The following is a 20,187-nucleotide window of genomic DNA, read 5'->3' as shown; positions in this document are numbered from 1 at the left end:
TTGGAGCCACTGCACAGCGCTCAATCTCAGATTACACAAAGAAGACAACGTCGCGCGAAATGAATGATGGCATTTTGGCCTTTGTCACAGATTTACCCGCCATAAAGACATCCATCGACAGGACGCTTAGTATCGGAGCGACGTCGTTCAAGGAAAGTGAAGATGACAATTGATTGGGTCTGCAAACACCACAGTGATCTGGGCAAGGAACAGCTGTACGCCATTTTGCAGTTGCGTGCGCAAGTGTTCGTCGTCGAACAGAAATGCGCTTATCAGGATGTCGACGGGCAGGATCTGGAAGGTGACACCTGCCATTTGATGGCGTGGGATGAGGATCGACTGGTGGCATACCTGCGATTGCTCGATCCGGAAACGCAGGGTGGCGACGTGGTGATCGGCCGCGTAATCATTGCGCCTCAGGCGCGTGGCACCGGGCTTGGGCATGCATTGATGGAGCAGGCGCTGAAGCAGGCCGAAAAGCATTGGCCTGATGTACCGATCTATCTCTCGGCCCAGGCGCATTTACAGGGATATTACGGGCGCTACGGGTTTGTGGTGTCGGGCGAAGAGTTTCTGGAGGATGACATTCCACATATCGGGATGCGCCGTCCTTGAGGGCCTCTTCGCGGGCAAGCCCGCTCCCACAGGTACAGCGAAACCCCTGTGGGAGCGGGCTTGCCCGCGATAGCGTCAGCCGCAACACTGAAAATTTCAGGGATATTCCAGCACCGCTTTGATCTGCCGAAGATTGCGCTCGATCCATCCGCGATCAATCGCCCCCCACTCGCGAATCCGATAGCGCCCCGCATGATTGCGGGCGCCCTCCTCCTGTTCAAATTCGCAAATGATGTCCAGGTCCGCCAGTGCGGCGATGGTGTCCTGCGCCGTGCGCCGGGGCATGCCGGTCACTTCGGTCAGCGCCGGGACGCTGCTCGCCAGTCCGCTATCGATCAGGTACGCCACGTATAAACGGCGGTAGAAGCTGCTCTTGGTCTTGCTGACATCCATTCAAACACTCCAGGCTGCGATCTTTTAATCTTTTACTGCATATCCCGCCACGTCAGGTACACCCGCAGATCAAACTCCACTTGGTGATACCCCGGCAACATGTGTTCGCAGAGTTTGTAGAACGCCTTGTTGTGATCCGACTCTTTGAAGTGCGCCAGTTCATGCACCACGATCATTTTCAGAAATTCGGAAGGTGCTTCCTTGAACAACGAGGCCACGCGGATTTCCTTCTTGGCCTTGAGCTTGCCGCCCTGCACCCTCGATATTGTGGTGTGCAGGCCGAGGGCGCGATGGGTCAGGTCCAGGCGGTTGTCGAACAACACCTTATCGATGGCCGGCGCGTTACGCAGGTATTCCTGTTTGAGCTCCAGCGCATAGGTGTACAGCGCCTTGTCGCTCTGCACAAAATGTTGTTCCGGATAGCGCTTGCTCAGGTAATCGCCGAGCCGACCTTCGGCGATCAGCTGGCGTACTTGGTCCTGCAACGCAGCGGGGTAGGCCTGGAGGTATTTCAACGCAGTCATTGAGGTCGGCAACACACGATCACTAAAAGATCGCCAGTGTAGCGAATTCAACGGAGCAGCGCGCTCCAGTCAAACGGCTGCACAAAGTCGCCGGCCTCCTCGGCCATCATCGGCCGCCCCACCAGGAAACCCTGCACATACTGGCAACCATTGGCTTGTAGCCATTCATATTGCGCAACGGTTTCAACCCCTTCGGCAATCACCAGCATCCCGTACTGCTTACACAGGTCGATCACAGTGCGCACCAGCGCCGCGTCCCGTTCGGACTCCGGGAGCCGGGCAATCAAATGCCGGTCGAGCTTGAGCGTGTCCAGTTCCAGGTCGCGCAGATGAGACAACGAGCACGGCCCGGAACCGAAGTCATCCAGCGCCACCCGCACTCCAAGATTGTGCAGCAGACGCAGCGTTTTGCGGGTTTCCTCGGGATTTTGCATCAACGCGTCTTCCGTCACTTCGACTTCCAGACAACGCGGCTGCAAGCCATGACGCTCAATCACCTGACGCAATTCGGTGACCAGGTTGGGCATGCCGAACTGGGTGCTGCTCAAACTGACGCCCAGCACCAGATCCTCGGCAAACAAGGTTTCCCAGGCTTTGCGCTGTCCGGCACCGCGATGATAAATCCAGCTGCCCAGACGGCTGATCAGCCGCGCCTCTTCCAGCAACGGCAGAAACAACCCCGGAGGCACATCGCCCACGCTTGGATGTTGCCAGCGCAGCAAGGCCTCAAACCCGCGAATCTGCCCACCATCGATGGCTACTTGCGGCTGATACACCAGATTGAAATCACGGTTTTCGATGGCCGTGCGCACACTCTCTTCAAGCATCAATCGTGAGCGCGCCCGCCCATTCATTTCGTGATCGTAAAACCGGTATTGCTGGCGGCCAGCACGCTTGGCCTCATACATGGCGATGTCCGACGCGCGCAGCAGGCCATCGAGATTGGCCCCGCAATCCGGGAAGGTAGCGATGCCGATGCTGGCGCCCAGGGCGATATCCAGCCCATCGATTTGCTGACAGATCGACACCCGCTCGATGAGCTTCTCGGCGATCTTCGCCGCTTGTTCCGGAAACTCAAGATCCAGCAACGCTGTGAACTCGTCGCCGCCCATGCGCGCCAATATGTCAAAGGGCCGCAGACACGCCTTCAACTGCTCGGACACCCAGCGCAACACCCGATCGCCGGCATCGTGACCAAGGGAGTCGTTGACGCGTTTGAAACCGTCGAGGTCCAGGTACAGCAGCACCCAGGCGCCGTCGGACCGTTCGCCACGCAACAGCAGATTTTCGACGGTCTGGTAGAAGCCGCGACGATTGAGCAGCCCGGTCAATGGATCGGTCACCGCCTGGAACTCCAGCTGCTGATGCAGATGGCGCACCACCGACATGTCCAGCACCGTGACGACCATCGCCTGTTGTTCGCTGGGCAACGGCGCGCATGACAGCGCCACCGGCACCTGCTGGCCAGGCGCGGTGCGCAGCAGCGCATCGTGCAGGCGCAAGGTTTCGCCGCGCTTGTAACCGGCGTAAAGCTCAGAATCGGCCCACACGGGGATGTGTGGCTTCTGCAGGTAATCCAGGAACTCCTTGCCTTGCAGATCCTGCACCGTGGCGTTGAGCAGTCGCGACATCGCTGGATTGGCAAAGCGGATCAAACCGTCCTCTCCCACCACCAGGATGCCTTCGGCGGCGTTATCCAGCACTGAGGCATTAAACGCGCGAGCGACCTCCAGATCGCGGCTCAGGCGCTGCAACGCACGGCGGTTGCGCTGGTGCTCGAGCAATGCCTGGACTTTGGGCTTGAGAATTTGCGGGTCAAACGGTTTGAACAGGTAATCCACCGCACCACTGGCATAGCCCTTGATCACGGCGTCCTGGGACTGTTCGTTGGCGGTGAGGAAAATAATCGGTGTGAGGCGGGTTCGTTGACTGCCGCGCATCAGGCGCGCGACTTCGAAACCGTCCATGCCCGGCATCTGCACATCCAGCAGCACCAGGTCGATATCGTGTTCGAGTAAAAGACTCAGGGCTTCAAAACCGGAAGCCGCGGTGATGACCTGCCAATCCTGGCGCTGAAGTAACGCCCGCATGCTGATCAGGTTTTCAGGGTAGTCGTCGACGATTAAAAGGATCGAATTGCCTTCAGCTGGCGTGGGGTGCGCGCATTCCATGCTGCTTCTCTTGTTCGGGGCGTCAGGCCAGTTTCTCGTGAAAACCGGACAAATACTGAGACTTCACTCTAGACCGGGATCCGCAAAAGCAGAAGCTGACAGTGCGCCATCATTTAACCATCAGGTTCGTTTGCCGACTAACGGTCACCTCTAACAGGCCCTGAAACCGGGAAGGATGGCCTTTTGACAGGATTTTGACGTCACCCATCTGTCAATCCGCTGTTAACAAATTGAACTTCTACGATTATAAAGACCCCCCCCGATGCGTGTGCTAGAGCTTCTGGTACGTGCGTGCAGTAAAATTTGTGGAAGCTTTTCCTATGATCGATCTCGCAACCTGGAACCTCAGTGTTCCTGTCGGCAACCCGCCGTACACCGTTGACACGCCGAAACTGGTGAAAGGCTTCAAGGATCAATACTTCCACTCCGACACCGGCACACTGTTTTTCTGGGCCCCGGTCACCGGCTCGAAAACTGAAAATGCCAAGTACCCCCGTACCGAACTTCGCGAAACCTACAGCAACGGCACCCTGCGCAACTGGCTCTACCCGGACGCCGACAACTTGCTGCACGCCACCCTGGCGGTGAACCAGGTGCCGAGCTCCGGCAAAGTCGTTATCGGCCAGATCCACGCCTATGAAAGCCAGAAGCCGTTGGTGAAGCTCGAGTATCAGTATAAAACCAGCACTTCGACCGGCAACATCGTCGCCAAAGTGCGCATGCACCCGGATGATGGCGAAGGCCGGGTGATCACCATCGCTACTGGCGTGAAGCTGGATCAGGAGTTCTCCTACCTCATTCACTTGAGTCGTGGCGGTGCCCTGGGCATCAGCGCGGCGGGTAACCAGTGGGATACCGACATCAGCAAGACCTGGCGCGACAAGCCGCTGTATTTCAAGGCCGGGGTTTATGTGCAGGACCACACCGGGTACACCAGCGAAGGCGCGAAAGTGACGTTCAGCAAGCTGGATATTGATCACGATAAGTAACCCCGCAGCTCGCAATCCTTTAGCAGCTGCCGAGCGGCGCGAGGCTGCATCCGATTGCACAGCAGTCGTAAAACCACCTGCTGCCTTTTTTCAGGAGAAGCCGGCTTCTCGGACTGCAACTAGTGCGCGGCCGGACGCAGGCTCTACAGCTGCTACAGAACCAATCATCTGCGCGTCCGAAAATTCGTAGTACTCCTCCGACTAAGGCGAGGAAGCTTGCCCCCGCGGCACCGCGGGGCATCAGCAAACCCCACCTCCCCATTCTCACTGATACACCACACCATCCCAATTGCGCCGACTGCACTGCCGAACGGATGCAAGCGTTCTCACCACTACGGTTAAATTTCTACTTCAACAAACTGGATAAACCCATGCAGTGCGTATTACTTACTGCATGTCCTAATATGGAACGGATGATTCATCCATCAGAGTCGCATTTTGTAAGAGGTCTGCACTAACGCGGGCTGCGCCAACTTTTAATTATTCTCATTTTTTCGAATAGACCTATGAAAAAAGTTATAAAAAACTGTCAGATTCTACAGGTTCACAAAAAAGCTGCCCCAGCTAATATGCAAATGAATCAACCAACATTGTACCCCCACCACTTTAGTCGGCATTTATTTCCCTGCACTACATCGTAATCATTGAATAAATTTAAATGCCCACGAGTGCAATATTAAGTAAGCGGAGAATAAATCATGGGATTAAAAGGTGACATGGGTGAAGGCGCCATTGCATTTGCTCTCAACCTGTATGAGGAAATTGCCGAATACGGCTTTATTTGGGACGTAAAGGAGAGAAAAAAAGCACCGCCTCCTCCAGAGCTAAAACCTGTAACCGGACCCGATGAAATTAGAATTGTCTCGCCAAAAACATGGGGCTGGACAAATATGCAAGTTGATAAAAACCTAGCTCTTACAGTGCCAATTTTTTATCCTATACCTAGGAAGGCTGACGGTATGAGTTGGACCATAACAATAGGTAGCTCTAGCTGGAAACACGGGCCGGGAGGGGATCACAATGAAGTTGCAGCAGGGGTACCCCGCTATCCTTTTAACGACAGGGGAGCGCTTGGCAATCAGTTAATTTTCAAATTCGGAGCAGGAGGTACACCGCAACCTGTTTGGAATGAGTACTCCTGGAAAAACGCGAATGATCGTGGAACATTATATTTAAGATCAAACCTTCCCGACAGTATGATCAGGGGAATTGACACAGCGGAGCGCTATCAAGATTGGGTAGAGGTTATCGTTGCTTACAACCCAAAAACACATGCCCACATCATTGCAAATGTTGAGTCCCTGAAAGGGTGGCAAGAATTCGGCGTACAACGATACCAAGGTCAAAGTCTTTTAGATGCCGCAACAAACCCTAGTGAGCTCTCAGAATACGTGGCACTACCAGTTCCGGCAGTGAAAAATCGTGGCTCACTTTTTTATTCCATCGGTTGCGGCCCAGAAGGTATGCTAGGCGATGACGCGGTTGACGATCAAAACTACCCCTATCACGGGCCAGGGGCAAAGCGAGGTCAATTGCTATATAAATATGGAGAAAATGGCACGGCACTCCCTCTTTTAAGCGGAGACTATATAAAAACACTAACGGACACTGGCAACCTTTTTCTAAACATTAACGTACAAGTTCAAGATGAATACTGGTCTGGTGGGCATGGGGGTATGTCAGGGTACGCAAAAGTTCGAGTTTCATAGCAACAAAATAAAGGACGGATTTGTACTAAAAAACAACACCCAATAAAAAACCCGCCTCTCAGCGGGTTTTTTGTTCAACTCAAACGCTAAAAAACTCAGTTCACCTTAGCGTTCAACTCACCCTTCAAATACCGCTGATACATGCCTTCCAACGAGATCGGCTTGATCTTCGAAGCATTACCGGCAGTACCGAAAGCCTCATAACGAGCGATACACACATCACGCATAGCCGTCACAGTCGCGCCGAAGAACTTACGCGGGTCGAACTCGCTCGGGTTGGTGGCCATCAGGCGACGCATCGCACCGGTGGATGCCAGACGCAGGTCAGTGTCGATATTGACCTTACGCACGCCGTGCTTGATGCCTTCGACGATTTCTTCAACCGGTACACCGTAGGTTTCTTTGATGTCGCCGCCGTACTGGTTGATGATCGCCAGCCAGTCTTGCGGAACCGAAGAAGAACCGTGCATCACCAGGTGGGTGTTCGGGATGCGTTTGTGGATCTCTTTGATGCGGTCGATGGCCAGCACGTCGCCGGTAGGTGGCTTGGTGAACTTGTAGGCGCCGTGGCTGGTGCCGATGGCGATGGCCAATGCGTCGACCTGGGTGCGTTTGACGAAGTCAGCGGCTTCTTCCGGGTCGGTCAGCATTTGGCTGTGATCCAGAACGCCTTCGGCGCCGATGCCGTCTTCTTCACCGGCCATGCCGGTTTCCAGCGAACCCAGGCAGCCCAGCTCGCCTTCTACCGATACGCCGCAGGCGTGAGCCATGGCCACGGTTTGTTGGGTGACGCGGATGTTGTAGTCGTAGTCGGTCGGGGTCTTGCCGTCTTCGCCCAGGGAACCGTCCATCATTACCGAGCTGAAGCCCAGTTGAATGGAGCGCTGGCAGACGTCAGGGCTGGTGCCGTGGTCCTGGTGCATGCACACCGGGATGTGCGGGAATTCTTCGATTGCCGCCAGGATCAGGTGACGCAGGAACGGAGCGCCGGCGTATTTGCGAGCACCGGCCGAGGCCTGGACGATCACCGGGGAGTCAGTCTTGTCAGCGGCTTCCATGATGGCGCGCATCTGCTCAAGGTTGTTTACGTTGAAGGCTGGAACGCCGTAGCCGAACTCGGCTGCGTGGTCCAACATCTGGCGCATGCTGATAAGTGCCATTGTGTATGTCTCTCCCGGTTTGGGTCGTTAATCGTGCCAGCCTGCCGTAGCGGCGGCGGCTATTCAAGTTATTGCAGATCGGGGGTTGGCCCGGGCTGCGAATTCGGTGCTGCCTAAATCTCAAGAACTACACAGATCCACTGTGGGAGCTGCTTCCACATTAAGTCTGTGGTGTTGCAAATTCTGTGGCCTTACTGCGCTTTACAACCGCGGCCAATCAAATCATTGGTGGCGACCCAATACACCAGGCCTTCCTCACCTTTTTGGTGAAACGCGAGCATGTCGTTGCTGTACAGCGAACCCGACGCGCCCGGCTCTTGCTTCAAGCGATAGACCTGATCGGCCCCGCCCAAGCGCACGTCGACTTCCTTGCGGCTGTCGTCGGCATAGCGCCAAAGCACTTTGGCCTGGCTGTCGCAGGTCCAGGTGGTCCAGTTGTCCGTCGATTCGGCAGGCTTGAACAGGTTGAAATTTGAACAACCTGCCAGCAGTGCCAACGCCGTAACGGCGATAAAACCTTTCATCCATGTTCCTCGACTGACGACGCACGCCGCCAGCCCTGAGTAATGAGTCAGACCCGTCAAGGGCAGCCATGTTCCTTGGCGGGTGTCTGTGTCTCGTATTTGTCCAGGCCATCAGGCCCCGCGCGTTTGTTGATCACCGGATTGGTTTCCGCTTGCCAGTCAGCCTGGTAGCAGCCTTTTTCCAGCGATTGCGGCGCGGGTTCCGGCGTGGCTTTGGGGTTACTCCCGCAAGCCGCCAGCATACCCGCAGCGATCAACAGCGCTAAGGTCTTGACCATGTGAACACTCCTTTGCCTGGTCAAATGGGCGGCCTCAGGCCTTGGCCCGGCTTTCCAGGACTTCAACGGCTGGCAACACTTTGCCTTCGACGAATTCGAGGAATGCGCCGCCACCGGTAGAAATGTAGGAGATCTGGTCAGCAACGCCATACTTATCGATGGCCGCCAGAGTGTCGCCGCCGCCAGCGATGGAGAACGCCGAGCTTTGTGCGATGGCCTCGGCCAGGACTTTGGTGCCGTTACCGAACTGGTCGAATTCGAACACGCCTACCGGGCCGTTCCACAGGATGGTCTTGGACGACTTCAGCAGCTCGGCGAAATTCGCCGCGGTCTGCGGGCCGATGTCCAGGATCATGTCGTCGGCGGCCACGTCGGCGATCAGCTTGACGGTGGCGGTCGCGCTTTCAGCGAATTCCTTGGCAACCACGACATCCACTGGCAATGGCACGCTGACTTTGGCGGCGATTTCGCGAGCGGTGTCCAGCAGGTCCGGCTCGTACAGGGACTTGCCGACCGGGTGACCGGCAGCTGCGAGGAAGGTGTTGGCAATACCGCCGCCGACGATCAGCTGATTGCAGATCTGGCTCAGGCTGTTCAGCACGTCGAGTTTGGTCGACACCTTGGAGCCGGCAACGATGGCTGCCATTGGCTGGGCTGGCGAACCCAGGGCTTTGCCCAGGGCGTCCAGTTCAGCGGCCAGCAGCGGACCTGCGGCGGCGACTTTAGCGAACTTGGCCACGCCGTGGGTCGAACCCTCGGCGCGGTGAGCGGTGCCGAAGGCGTCCATCACGAACACGTCGCACAGGGCGGCGTATTGCTGGGCCAGTTCGTCGGCGTTCTTTTTCTCGCCCTTGTTGAAGCGCACGTTTTCGAACAGCACGATGTCGCCAGCCTTGACGTCAACGCCGTCCAGGTAGTCGGCCACCAGCGGCACTTCGCGGCCGAGGGCCTTGCTCAGGTAGTCAGCGACAGGCTTGAGGCTGTTCTCGGCCGAGAACTCGCCTTCGGTCGGACGGCCAAGGTGCGAGCAGACCATCACGGCCGCGCCTTTTTCCAGGGCCAGCTTGATGGTCGGCAGCGAGGCCAGGATTCGCGCATCGCTGGTGACAACACCGTCCTTGACTGGGACGTTGAGGTCTTCGCGAATCAGTACGCGCTTACCTTGCAGATCGAGGTCGGACATCTTCAACACGGTCATGGGTCGCATTTCCTGAGTTACAGTTTCTGAGAAACAGGGAGTGGAGAGGCTGTTTGCAGATAGTGCTCTGCTACGTCCAGCATTCGGTTGGCAAAACCCCATTCGTTGTCGAACCAGGCCAGGATGTTCACCAGCCGTGGGCCGGAAACTCGAGTCTGACTGGCATCGACGATGGCCGAATGTGGGTCATGGTTGAAATCACAGCTTGCATGGGGAAGCTCGGTATAGGCCAGAAGGCCTTTGAGCGGGCCGCTTGTGGCAGCCTCGCGCAGAATCCGGTTGACCTCGGTGGCATCGGTGTCGCTCACGGTCTGCATCGTGATGTCGAGGCAAGACACGTTGACGGTCGGCACCCGCACGGCTTTGGCCTGAATTCGCCCGGCAAGTTCCGGCAGCAAGCGTTCAATGCCTCGCGCCAGACCAGTGGACACCGGAATCACCGACTGGAACGCTGAACGCGTGCGGCGCAGGTCTTCGTGATGATAGGCGTCGATGACCGGCTGATCGTTCATTGCCGAGTGAATGGTGGTGATCGACACGTATTCCAGACCAATGGCCTGATCCAGCAGGCGCAACAGCGGTACGCCGCAGTTGGTGGTGCAGGACGCGTTGGACACCAGCAGCTCGTCGCCGGTCAGGCAATCCTGGTTCACACCGAAGACGATGGTGGCGTCGACATCGGCCTCGCTGGCCATCGGCTGGGAAAACAATACGCGCGGCGCACCGGCATCGAGGAAACGCTGGCCATCGGCCCGCGTGTGGTAAGCGCCGGAGCACTCCAACACCAGATCGACGCCCAGAGACGCCCAATCGATACCTTCGGGTGTGGCACTGCGCAGAACCTTCACGCAGTCGCCATTAATATGCAGACAATCGCCCTCAACCCTCACTTCACCGGGAAAACGCCCGTGAGTGGAGTCGAAGCGTGTCAGGTATTCGATGCTGGCCATGTCAGCCAGATCGTTGATCGCGACAATTTCAAACCCGGCCTTCGCTCCTCGCTCGAACAACGCACGCAAGACGCAACGACCAATCCGGCCGTAGCCGTTGAGTGCAACTTTATAGGGACGCGGTTGAGGCATGGGGTTCTCGATAGACGCGGCAGACGAATTCACGTTAACAACACACTTCCCCTGCAGGAGCTGAACCGTGTAGGAGCTGTCGAGTGCAACGAGGCTGCGATCTTTTGATGTTGCTTAAAAGATCAAGATCAAACGATCGCAGCCTCGTTGCACTCGACAGCTCCTACAGGCTCCTGCAAGGAACCGCGGCGGCCGGGGCCGCCGCGTTGTGCTTTAGTCTTCCAGCAGCTCTTCAGCCTGACCCAGGATGTTTTCCAGGGTGAAGCCGAACTCTTCGAACAAGGCTGGCGCGGGCGCCGACTCGCCGTAGGTGGTCATGCCGATCACGCGGCCTTCCAGGCCCACGTACTTGTACCAGTAGTCCGCGTGAGCGGCTTCGATGGCGATACGGGCGCTGACTTGCAACGGCAGGACGGCTTGCTTGTAGCCAGCATCCTGGGCATCGAACACGCTGGTGCACGGCATCGAAACGACGCGAACCTTGCGGCCTTGCTCGGTGAGTTTGTCGTAAGCCTGAACCGCCAGGCCCACTTCCGAACCGGTAGAGATCAGGATCAGCTCAGGCTCGCCTTCGCAGTCCTTCAACACATAACCGCCACGGGCGATGTCAGCGATCTGCAGCGCGCTGCGTTCCTGATGCTGCAGGTTCTGACGCGAGAAGATCAGCGCCGAAGGGCCGTCCTTGCGCTCGATGGCTGCTTTCCAGCAAACGGCCGATTCAACGGCATCGGCTGGACGCCAGGTGTCGAGGTTCGGCGTGCTGCGCAGGCTGGTCAGTTGCTCGACCGGCTGGTGAGTCGGGCCGTCTTCGCCCAGGCCGATGGAGTCGTGGGTGTAAACGAACACCACGCGCTTTTTCATCAGCGAGGCCATGCGCACGGCGTTGCGGGCGTATTCCATGAACATCAGGAAGGTCGCGCCGTAAGGCACCAGACCACCATGCAAAGCCACGCCGTTCATGATCGCGCTCATGCCGAATTCGCGAACGCCGTAGTACATGTAGTTGCCGCTGGCGTCTTCAGCCGAAACACCTTTGCAACCTTTCCACAGGGTCAGGTTGGAACCGGCCAGGTCAGCGGAGCCGCCCAGCAGTTCAGGCAGCAGCGGGCCGTAGGCATTGAGTGCGTTCTGGCTGGCTTTGCGGCTGGCGATGGTTTCGCCCTTGGCCGCGACTTCAGCAATGTAGGCCGAAGCTTTTTCAGCGAAGTCTTCCGGCAGATCGCCACCCAGGCGACGGACCAGTTCGTTGGCCAGTTCAGGGAAAGCGGCAGAGTAGGCAGCGAAACGCTGGTCCCACTCGGCTTCGGCTGCGCGGCCGGCTTCCTTGGCGTCCCACTCGGCATAGATGTCAGCCGGGATTTCGAACGGACCGTAGTTCCATTTCAGTGCAGCACGGGTCAGAGCGATTTCCGCGTCACCCAACGGGGCGCCGTGGCAGTCTTCTTTGCCTTGCTTGTTCGGCGAACCGAAACCGATGGTGGTCTTGCAGCAGATCAGGGTTGGCTGATCGCTTTTGCGCGCGGTTTCGATCGCGATCTTGATCTCTTCCGGATCGTGACCGTCGACGTTGCGGATCACTTGCCAGTTGTAGGCTTCAAAGCGCTTAGGGGTGTCATCGGTGAACCAGCCTTCGACTTCGCCGTCGATGGAGATGCCGTTGTCATCGTAGAAGGCGATCAGTTTGCCCAGGCCCAAAGTACCGGCCAGGGAGCCGACTTCGTGGGAAATACCTTCCATCATGCAGCCATCACCCAGGAACACGTAGGTGTGGTGATCGACAACATTGTGGCCAGAACGGTTGAACTGCGCCGCCAGGACTTTTTCAGCCAGGGCGAAACCCACGGCGTTGGCCAGGCCTTGGCCCAGTGGACCGGTGGTGGTTTCAACGCCAGGGGTGTAGCCGAATTCCGGGTGACCCGGGGTGCGGCTGTGCAGCTGGCGGAAGTTTTTCAGGTCATCGATCGACAGGTCGTAGCCGGTCAGGTGCAGCAACGAGTAGATCAACATCGAACCGTGACCGTTGGACAGCACGAAGCGGTCACGGTCAGCGAACGATGGATTGCTCGGGTTGTGCTTCAGGTAGTCACGCCAAAGTACTTCGGCGATATCCGCCATACCCATCGGGGCACCGGGATGGCCGCTGTTGGCTTTTTGCACGGCATCCATGCTGAGGGCACGAATGGCGTTGGCACGCTCACGACGGCTGGGCATCGCTGTTCTCCTGCGGGTTCTGTATCGAGAGTGAATAAAACGAAACGGAAAAAAGGCGAGCATTTTCCCTCACCCACCCGCCTCGGGGCAATGACAGATAGTCATCCAGAGGCGTTTTTCCAATGGATAACGACGGTTTCCATTGATGAAACCTTTCCGCTGTCCGTTTGTTGACTGAACCTAACGCCGAGAAGTGCCATCTATCGAGCAATATCAAAACTTTTTGATATTGCTCTTGCGATGATTTCTGCCCGTCACTAGACTGCTGGCCTTATGAATTTACGTGTGCCTTCCATTCAGCATGACGATTGCGATGAGCTGGCGGCCCTGTGCAAGGCCGGCGGTGATCCTCTGCGGCTGAATGTATTGCGCGCGCTGGCCAACGATTCGTTTGGCGTGCTGGAACTGGCGCAGATCTTCGGCATCGGCCAGTCCGGCATGAGTCACCACCTCAAGGTCCTGGCCCAGGCCGACCTGGTGGCGACTCGCCGTGAAGGCAACGCGATTTTCTACCGTCGCGCCCTGCCCCACACCGATCTGCTGGGCGGTAAGCTGCACATTGCCTTGCTGGAAGAAGTGGATAACCTGACCCTGCCCGCCGATGTGCAGGCGCGGATCGCTCAAGTCCACGGACAACGGGCAGCGGCCAGCCAGGACTTTTTCTCCCGGGTGGCGGAGAAGTTTCGCGCCCAGCAAGACTTGATCGCCGGCCTGCCGCAATACCGCGAAAGCGTGGTGGCATTGCTCGACAAGTTGAGTTTCAGCGAAGGCGCTACGGCCATCGAAGTCGGCCCCGGCGACGGCGGATTCCTGCCGGAACTGGCGCGCCGCTTCAGCCAGGTCACCGCGCTGGACAACAGCCCGGCGATGCTCGAACTGGCGCGCCAGGTCTGCGAACGTGAAATGCTGGCTAACGTCAGCCTGCAACTGGCCGATGCATTGAATGGCGTCAGTCTCAAGGCCGATTGCGTTGTACTGAACATGGTGCTGCACCATTTTGCCGCGCCGGCGGATGCGCTCAAGCACATGGCCGACTTGCTGCAACCGGGCGGTAGCCTGCTCGTGACAGAGTTATGTAGCCACAACCAGAGTTGGGCCAGGGAGGCCTGCGGTGATCTCTGGTTGGGGTTTGAACAGGACGATTTGGCCCGTTGGGCCACCGCTGCGGGACTCGTTCCCGGGGAAAGCCTCTATGTAGGCTTACGTAATGGTTTCCAGATCCAGGTCCGCCATTTTCAGCGACCGGCTGGCGACACTCACCATCGGTAAATTCAGGAAAAAATCGAGATGAGCGAATACTCCCTCTTCACCTCCGAGTCCGTGTCCGAAGGGCATCCGGATAAAATCGCCGACCAGATTTCCGATGCGGTGCTGGACGCCATCATTGCTGAAGACAAGTTCGCCCGTGTGGCGTGCGAAACGCTGGTCAAGACCGGCGTAGCAATCATCGCAGGTGAAGTCACCACGTCGGCCTGGGTCGACCTGGAAGAAATCGTGCGTAACGTCATTCTGGACATCGGCTACAACAGCTCCGATGTCGGTTTCGACGGCGCCACTTGCGGTGTGATGAACATCATCGGCAAGCAGTCCCCTGACATCAACCAGGGCGTTGACCGCGCCAAGCCTGAAGATCAGGGCGCCGGCGACCAGGGCCTGATGTTCGGCTACGCCAGCAACGAAACCGACGTGCTGATGCCAGCACCGATCACCTTCTCGCACCAACTGGTTCAGCGCCAGGCCGAAGCCCGTAAATCCGGCCTGCTGCCTTGGCTGCGCCCGGACGCCAAGTCGCAAGTGACTTGCCGTTACGAAGGCGGCAAGGTTGTGGGTATCGACGCCGTTGTTCTGTCGACCCAGCACAACCCTGAAGTGTCGTACAAAGACCTGCGCGAAGGCGTGATGGAGCTGATCGTCAAGCACGTGCTGCCTGCCGAACTGCTGACCAAGGACACCCAGTTCCACATCAACCCGACTGGCCAGTTCATCATCGGTGGCCCGGTGGGCGACTGCGGCCTGACCGGTCGCAAGATCATCGTCGACAGCTACGGCGGCATGGCCCGTCACGGCGGCGGCGCGTTCTCCGGCAAGGATCCATCGAAGGTTGACCGTTCGGCGGCCTACGCTGGTCGTTACGTGGCCAAGAACATCGTCGCTGCCGGCCTGGCCGAGCGTTGCGAGATTCAGGTTTCCTACGCTATCGGTGTTGCCCAGCCTACGTCGATCTCGTTGAACACCTTCGGCACCGGCAAAATCAGCGACGACAAAATCGTCAAACTGGTTCGTGAAATTTTCGACCTGCGTCCATACGCGATCACCACCATGCTTGACCTGCTGCACCCGATGTACCAGGAAACCGCTGCGTACGGCCACTTCGGTCGCACCCCGGCGACCAAGACTGTGGGCGAAGATACTTTCACCACCTTCACCTGGGAAAAGACCGACCGCGCCGACGACCTGCGTACTGCAGCCGGCCTGTAAGACTTTCCTGGCGGTACCAAAAGCCCTGCACGGTTCGCCGTGCAGGGCTTTTTATTGGATGAAGATCAAGGGATCGCAGCCTCGTTGCACTCGACAGCTCCTACACCATTCTCTGTAGGAGCTGTCGAGTGCAACGAGGCTGCGATCTTTTGATTCTCCCGTCTCGAAACACACCGAAAAACATCCTTGATAACGACACGCCAAAGCTGACTACCCTTCAAGCATTCCCCCTGAGCAAGGACGCTCACGATGCTGCTTCGCCTGTTTACCGCTTTCTTCCTGACCTTGCTTTGCCTGAGTTCTAACGCCGCCGACTGCCCCGACTGGTCACCCGCCCGCGCCCTGGACGAAATCACCGCGCTGCAAAAGCAGATCGACCTCTGGGACGCCCACTATCACCGGGGCGGGCGCTCATTGGTCGCCGACGAAATTTATGACCAGTCCCGCGCGCAACTGAACGAATGGCGAGATTGTTTTGACCTGGGACTGACGCCCGAACCGCTGCGCACCGCTGGCGGCAAGATCGCTCACCCGGTCGCCCACACCGGGCTGGACAAGTTGCGTGATGCTCAGGCGGTAGAACACTGGCTGCGTGAGCGAAACGATATCTGGGTCCAACCCAAGGTCGATGGCGTGGCGGTGACGCTGATCTATCGCAGCGGTTTGCTGCATCAAGCGATCAGTCGCGGCGACGGGGTAAACGGACAGGACTGGACCACCTCGGCGCGACTGATCACCGCCATTCCTCAAACGTTGTCACAACCGCTGGACGTGCTGGTGCAAGGCGAACTTTATTGGCGCCTGGCCGACCACATCCAAGCTCAGGCCGGCAGTCTCAATGCTCGCGCGACGGTGGCCGGGTTGATGGCGCGCAAACATCTGAACGCCGAACAGGCCGAGGGTATCGGGTTGTTTGTCTGGGACTGGCCGCAGGGCCCAACCACCTTGCCCGCACGCGTGGCAGCCCTGGATGAGCTGGGTTTTCCGAGTACGGCGCCTTACAGCCAGCCGATCACGGCATTGGCCGACGCCGAGCGTTGGCGTAATCACTGGTATCGCGCCCCTCTGCCGTTCGCCAGCGATGGAATCGTATTGCGTCAAAGCCAGCGGCCACCGGCCGAACGCTGGCAAGCGCGGCCGTCCTTCTGGAGTGTTGCGTGGAAGTATCCTTTCGCCCAGGCGCTGGCCGAAGTGCGCAAGGTCCGGTTCAACATTGGTCGAACGGGGCGGATTACGCCGGTGCTGGATCTGATGCCAGTCAAGCTCGATGACCGACAGATCAAGCGTGTCAGCGTCAGTTCTTTGCAACGCTGGGCGGACATGGACATCCGCCCCGGCGATCAGGTCTCCATCAGCCTCGCAGGCCTGACCATTCCAAGGCTCGAGGGCGTTGTGCTGCGCAGCACCGAGCGCGCTGAACTGAATGTTCCGTCAGCGTCAGACTTTCATCATTTAAGTTGTTGGCAACCAACATCAGGCTGCGAGAGCCAATTTCTCGCGCGCCTGACCTGGCTCGGCAGCAAGCAGGGGCTGGCGTTGCCTCACGTAGGACGCGGCACCTGGGAGAAACTTTTGGACACAGGCCACCTGAACGGCCTTCTGGATTGGTTGACCCTCGACGCTCAAGAGCTTGGTAACATTGACGGCTTCGGTGACCGCAGCAGCGCTCGACTTTTAAACAGTTTCAACAGCGCCCGCCAACGACCATTTGCTCGCTGGCTCAAAGCCTTGGGATTACCGCCGACAGGTCAGGCACGGCTTGGTGATTCATGGCAGGAACTGGCGCAACGAAATACCGAACAATGGCAGGCAGAGCCTGGTATCGGCCCGGGACGCGCGGCGCAATTGAGCGCCTTTTTCCGCGATCCGCAGGTTCTTGCACTGAGTGAAACATTACACATGGCCGGCATTGACGGGTTCTGAACACAGACGTCCCGCCAGCCCGGGAACCCAAAGGTGCCAATGGGCTCCAACGCCCATCGCCACATCGACACGATTGCCTTTGCACATGGAGCTTTTATGAAATTTCTTTCACCGCTCGCCTTGTTGACTCTTTGCAGCGTGTTGGCCGCACCACTGATGGCCGCCGAAGAAGCCCCGGAGCTGACCGGCTGCGCGGCCAAGAAACAGGGCATCATCAATCAGATCGAGCTGGCCAAATCCCACGGAAACGCCGATCAGCAGGCCGGCCTCGAAACGGCCCTGAGCGAAGTCACCGCCCATTGCACCGAGGCCTCGTTGAAGAAGGAACGGGAAAACAAGGTGCTCGACGCCAAGCATGAAGTCAGCAAGCGTCAGGCCGACCTCGATAAAGCCATGAAGAATGGCGATCCCGATAAGATCAACAAGCGTAAAGACAAGCTTGCCGAGTCCCGCAAGGAATTGCAGGACGCGCTCGACGAGCTGGATAAGTAAGTTTCAGGATAATTGATCGTTCCCACGCTCCTGCGTGGGAATGCAGCCCGTGACGCTCCGCGTCACTGGACGCGGAGCGTCCCTTGAGGCATTCCCACGCGGAGCATGGGAACGATCAACGTTAACCAGAGCATCGCCAATCAATGATTCCGAAACTCTTTATGACACGCGCTGCAGGCATCTTCGACTTTTTGCACGGCCGGGCCCAGGGTACTGGCCTTGTAAGGCTGAACCTTGCTGGCAATCACCAGCTCGCCAGTGGCGCTTTCAAGGGTGCGGGCCATTTCCTGGAAACGTGCCTGCTGTTGCCACACGTTGTCCTTGGCGCTGGTGTGATCTTCTTCACGCACCTGCGGGAAGTGCTTCCAAGGCTCATGGGACAGCGCATCGAGTTTCACGGCGCCGTCGGCGAACTTCGGACCGTCGAACGGAATGCGACCACGCAACATGCCGCCCAGGTCTTCACCGGTCTTGAGCATCTGCTTGAAGATCGCCTTGCGCTGACCCAGCGGCGAATTCGGGTCGACACCGCCGCAAGCGGACAAGGCCAGGCAGGCCAGCAATACAACAGAAAGTCTTTTAAGAGTCATGTTGGCTTCAGATCACGGGAAACGGCGGCCAGTATCCTCGCGTCGCCGGCAAAGACCAATAGCCCTATTATCAATACGGGTTGCTTGAGCGCATGGAGCACTCAGGCAACCGGCAAAGGAAATACTCCATGAATAGCCTTTTCAAGGCATGGCGTCACAATCTGACCTGGACCCTTCCGATGGTGGCCGTGCTCGCGGGCTGTACCGGCGGCGACAACAACGCGCCCAAGACCCACGCGCTGGCCACCTATTCCAGCGCCACCTGGGAAGCACTGCCGACAGTGACCGACAACGACCTCGTGGCAGGCTTCGGCTCGTGGCGCAGCGCCTGCACGCGACTCAAGGCCGACCCGGTCTGGGGTTCGACCTGCGCGGCGTCCGCCAATGTGCCGCAAACCGCCAATGACATCCGCGCTTTCCTCAAGCAGAACCTTGACGTCTACGGTCTGCGCGCCGCCAATGACAACGCCAACGGTTTGATCACCGGCTATTACGAACCGGTCTACCCCGGCAGCCTGACCCAAACCGAGACAGCGAACATTCCGGTGTACGGCGTACCTGACGACATGATCATCGTCTCGCTGGACAGCATCTACCCGGAACTCAAAGGCAAACGCCTGCGCGGACGACTCGAAGGTCGCGTACTCAAGCCTTACGACGATGCAGCAACGATTGAAACCAAAGGGGTCAAGGCACCGGTCGTGGCCTGGCTGACCGATCCGATGAACCTGCAGTTCCTGCAAATCCAGGGTTCGGGCCGCATTCAGCTCGACGACGGGCGCCAACTGCGCATTGCGTATGCCGACCAGAATGGCCATCCGTATCGCCCCATCGGCCGTTGGCTGGTGGAACAAGGCGAACTGAAGAAAGAAGACGTGACCATGGGCGCGATCAGCACTTGGGCCAAGGCCAATCCGTCGCGCATTCCCCAATTGCTGGGCAGTAACCCGAGCTACGTGTTTTTCACCCGTAACCCGGACAGCAACGAAGGGCCACGGGGCTCGCTGAACGTTCCACTGACTGCCGGTTACAGCGCAGCCGTGGACCGCAAAGTGATTCCGCTGGGCAGCTTGTTGTGGTTGTCGACCACTAAACCGGACGGCACCGCACTGGTAAGGCCCGTTGCGGCTCAGGACACCGGCGGCGCGATTGCCGGCGAAGTGCGTGCGGACTTGTTCTGGGGCACTGGCGAGGCGGCCGGGCAACTGGCCGGGGACATGAAGCAGCAGGGGCAAATCTGGATGCTATGGCCAAAAGGTGCACCGCTGCCGCAAGTGCCTCAAGTTGCCGATGCGGGCAAAACGAGCCCCTGAATTCCGCGGCGACCAGTCAATAGCAATCGCGGGCAAGCCCGCTCCCACAGGGTTATGTGCCGGACACAGATTTTGTGTTCACCGCCGACCCGTGTGGGAGCGGGCTTGCCCGCGATGAGGCCAGCAAAATCACCTCAATACCGTCAGACCGACACCACAAAGAAACTGACGATCAACCCAATCCCCACAAACCACATCAGCGACCGCAAGATCGCCCAGTCCGCCAGGTAGCAAATGATGTAGAGCAACCGGCTGGTGATGAACAACACCGACAACACATTGATCGTCACCAACTCGGCATTGCCCACCAGGTGCGCCACGATCACTGCCGCCGCAAAGGCGGGAGTCACTTCAAAGCTGTTCAGTTGCGCCGCATGCGCGCGTCGGCCCAAACCATTGAGGGACTCGAGAAAGTCCCGGGGGTCATGGTTGTCTTTCAAAGTGAACCCGCCACTGATCTTGGCGATAGCTGTGCAGAGATAAGGCAGGAAGATTGCGATCAAAATGCACCACAGAGCAGCCGTCATAAGCAGTCCT

The 20,187-nt window shown here is 58.1% G+C and carries 19 protein-coding genes; 8 read left to right on the top strand and 11 right to left on the bottom strand.

Annotation, left to right across the window (positions count from 1 at the left end; translation table 11 throughout):
- The first annotated feature begins 162 nt into the window (after positions 1-162).
- Positions 163-615, top strand: coding sequence for a GNAT family N-acetyltransferase (locus BLQ41_RS07065; protein ID WP_090178778.1), 453 nt, complete (start codon positions 163-165; stop codon positions 613-615).
- Between the two features lie 96 nt (positions 616-711).
- Here BLQ41_RS07065 and BLQ41_RS07060 read toward each other — a convergent pair whose 3' ends face one another.
- The 3 genes from BLQ41_RS07060 to BLQ41_RS07050 are packed head-to-tail and all read right to left on the bottom strand — an operon-like array spanning position 712 to position 3,703.
- Positions 712-1,008 (bottom strand): winged helix-turn-helix domain-containing protein, encoded by a 297-nt coding sequence (locus BLQ41_RS07060; protein ID WP_090178776.1) that lies wholly within the window; start codon positions 1,006-1,008, stop codon positions 712-714.
- Positions 1,009-1,040: 32 nt separating this feature from the next.
- Positions 1,041-1,532, bottom strand: a complete 492-nt coding sequence (locus tag BLQ41_RS07055) for a M48 metallopeptidase family protein (protein ID WP_090178773.1) — start codon at positions 1,530-1,532, stop codon at positions 1,041-1,043.
- A 47-nt stretch (positions 1,533-1,579) separates the two neighbouring features.
- On the bottom strand, positions 1,580-3,703 hold the full coding sequence (locus BLQ41_RS07050) for a putative bifunctional diguanylate cyclase/phosphodiesterase (protein ID WP_090178770.1): 2,124 nt from the start codon (positions 3,701-3,703) through the stop codon (positions 1,580-1,582).
- A 320-nt stretch (positions 3,704-4,023) separates the two neighbouring features.
- Between BLQ41_RS07050 and BLQ41_RS07045 the strand changes: the two genes are divergently transcribed.
- Both BLQ41_RS07045 and BLQ41_RS30435 read left to right on the top strand, forming a co-directional pair.
- Complete coding sequence (locus BLQ41_RS07045; RefSeq protein WP_090178768.1) at positions 4,024-4,692, top strand: polysaccharide lyase family 7 protein; 669 nt, start codon at positions 4,024-4,026, stop codon at positions 4,690-4,692.
- Between the two features lie 698 nt (positions 4,693-5,390).
- Positions 5,391-6,401, top strand: a complete 1,011-nt coding sequence (locus tag BLQ41_RS30435) for a hypothetical protein (RefSeq protein ID WP_157695001.1) — start codon at positions 5,391-5,393, stop codon at positions 6,399-6,401.
- Positions 6,402-6,496: 95 nt separating this feature from the next.
- Here the strand turns inward: BLQ41_RS30435 and fba are convergent, their stop codons facing one another.
- From fba to tkt, 6 genes are all read right to left on the bottom strand, one after another.
- The gene (gene fba, locus BLQ41_RS07040; protein ID WP_008151974.1) at positions 6,497-7,561 is read right to left on the bottom strand and encodes a class II fructose-bisphosphate aldolase; all 1,065 of its coding nucleotides are present in this window, start codon (positions 7,559-7,561) and stop codon (positions 6,497-6,499) included.
- A 191-nt stretch (positions 7,562-7,752) separates the two neighbouring features.
- On the bottom strand, positions 7,753-8,085 hold the full coding sequence (locus BLQ41_RS07035) for an MliC family protein (protein WP_090178766.1): 333 nt from the start codon (positions 8,083-8,085) through the stop codon (positions 7,753-7,755).
- Positions 8,086-8,141: 56 nt separating this feature from the next.
- Positions 8,142-8,363, bottom strand: a complete 222-nt coding sequence (locus BLQ41_RS07030; protein ID WP_090178763.1) for a hypothetical protein — start codon at positions 8,361-8,363, stop codon at positions 8,142-8,144.
- Between the two features lie 34 nt (positions 8,364-8,397).
- The gene (locus tag BLQ41_RS07025) at positions 8,398-9,561 is read right to left on the bottom strand and encodes a phosphoglycerate kinase (protein ID WP_090178759.1); all 1,164 of its coding nucleotides are present in this window, start codon (positions 9,559-9,561) and stop codon (positions 8,398-8,400) included.
- 17 nt (positions 9,562-9,578) lie between these two features.
- Positions 9,579-10,643 (bottom strand): erythrose-4-phosphate dehydrogenase, encoded by a 1,065-nt coding sequence (gene epd / locus BLQ41_RS07020; protein ID WP_090178754.1) that lies wholly within the window; start codon positions 10,641-10,643, stop codon positions 9,579-9,581.
- A gap of 213 nt (positions 10,644-10,856) precedes the next feature.
- The gene (tkt, locus tag BLQ41_RS07015; RefSeq protein WP_090178751.1) at positions 10,857-12,854 is read right to left on the bottom strand and encodes a transketolase; all 1,998 of its coding nucleotides are present in this window, start codon (positions 12,852-12,854) and stop codon (positions 10,857-10,859) included.
- Positions 12,855-13,127: 273 nt separating this feature from the next.
- Between tkt and BLQ41_RS07010 the strand changes: the two genes are divergently transcribed.
- From BLQ41_RS07010 to BLQ41_RS06995, 4 genes are all read left to right on the top strand, one after another.
- Positions 13,128-14,123 (top strand): ArsR/SmtB family transcription factor, encoded by a 996-nt coding sequence (locus BLQ41_RS07010; protein ID WP_090178747.1) that lies wholly within the window; start codon positions 13,128-13,130, stop codon positions 14,121-14,123.
- A gap of 18 nt (positions 14,124-14,141) precedes the next feature.
- Positions 14,142-15,332 (top strand): methionine adenosyltransferase, encoded by a 1,191-nt coding sequence (gene metK / locus BLQ41_RS07005; protein WP_010466931.1) that lies wholly within the window; start codon positions 14,142-14,144, stop codon positions 15,330-15,332.
- Positions 15,333-15,581: 249 nt separating this feature from the next.
- Entirely contained in the window at positions 15,582-17,255 is a 1,674-nt protein-coding gene (gene ligB, locus BLQ41_RS07000; protein ID WP_090178741.1) for an NAD-dependent DNA ligase LigB, read from the top strand.
- A gap of 96 nt (positions 17,256-17,351) precedes the next feature.
- The gene (locus BLQ41_RS06995) at positions 17,352-17,747 is read left to right on the top strand and encodes a DUF1090 domain-containing protein (protein ID WP_090178738.1); all 396 of its coding nucleotides are present in this window, start codon (positions 17,352-17,354) and stop codon (positions 17,745-17,747) included.
- Positions 17,748-17,887: 140 nt separating this feature from the next.
- Here the strand turns inward: BLQ41_RS06995 and BLQ41_RS06990 are convergent, their stop codons facing one another.
- Positions 17,888-18,337 (bottom strand): c-type cytochrome, encoded by a 450-nt coding sequence (locus BLQ41_RS06990; RefSeq protein WP_090178735.1) that lies wholly within the window; start codon positions 18,335-18,337, stop codon positions 17,888-17,890.
- 128 nt (positions 18,338-18,465) lie between these two features.
- Between BLQ41_RS06990 and mltA the strand changes: the two genes are divergently transcribed.
- Complete coding sequence (gene mltA / locus BLQ41_RS06985) at positions 18,466-19,650, top strand: murein transglycosylase A (protein WP_090178732.1); 1,185 nt, start codon at positions 18,466-18,468, stop codon at positions 19,648-19,650.
- A gap of 143 nt (positions 19,651-19,793) precedes the next feature.
- Here mltA and BLQ41_RS06980 read toward each other — a convergent pair whose 3' ends face one another.
- Positions 19,794-20,177, bottom strand: coding sequence for an MAPEG family protein (locus tag BLQ41_RS06980; RefSeq protein WP_090178731.1), 384 nt, complete (start codon positions 20,175-20,177; stop codon positions 19,794-19,796).
- Positions 20,178-20,187: the final 10 nt, after the last annotated feature.

This window comes from Pseudomonas arsenicoxydans (genome assembly GCF_900103875.1).
Taxonomy (GTDB): domain Bacteria; phylum Pseudomonadota; class Gammaproteobacteria; order Pseudomonadales; family Pseudomonadaceae; genus Aquipseudomonas; species Aquipseudomonas arsenicoxydans.
Note: the sequence above shows the minus strand (reverse complement) of the source record. Positions and strands in the feature narration are given on the sequence as shown.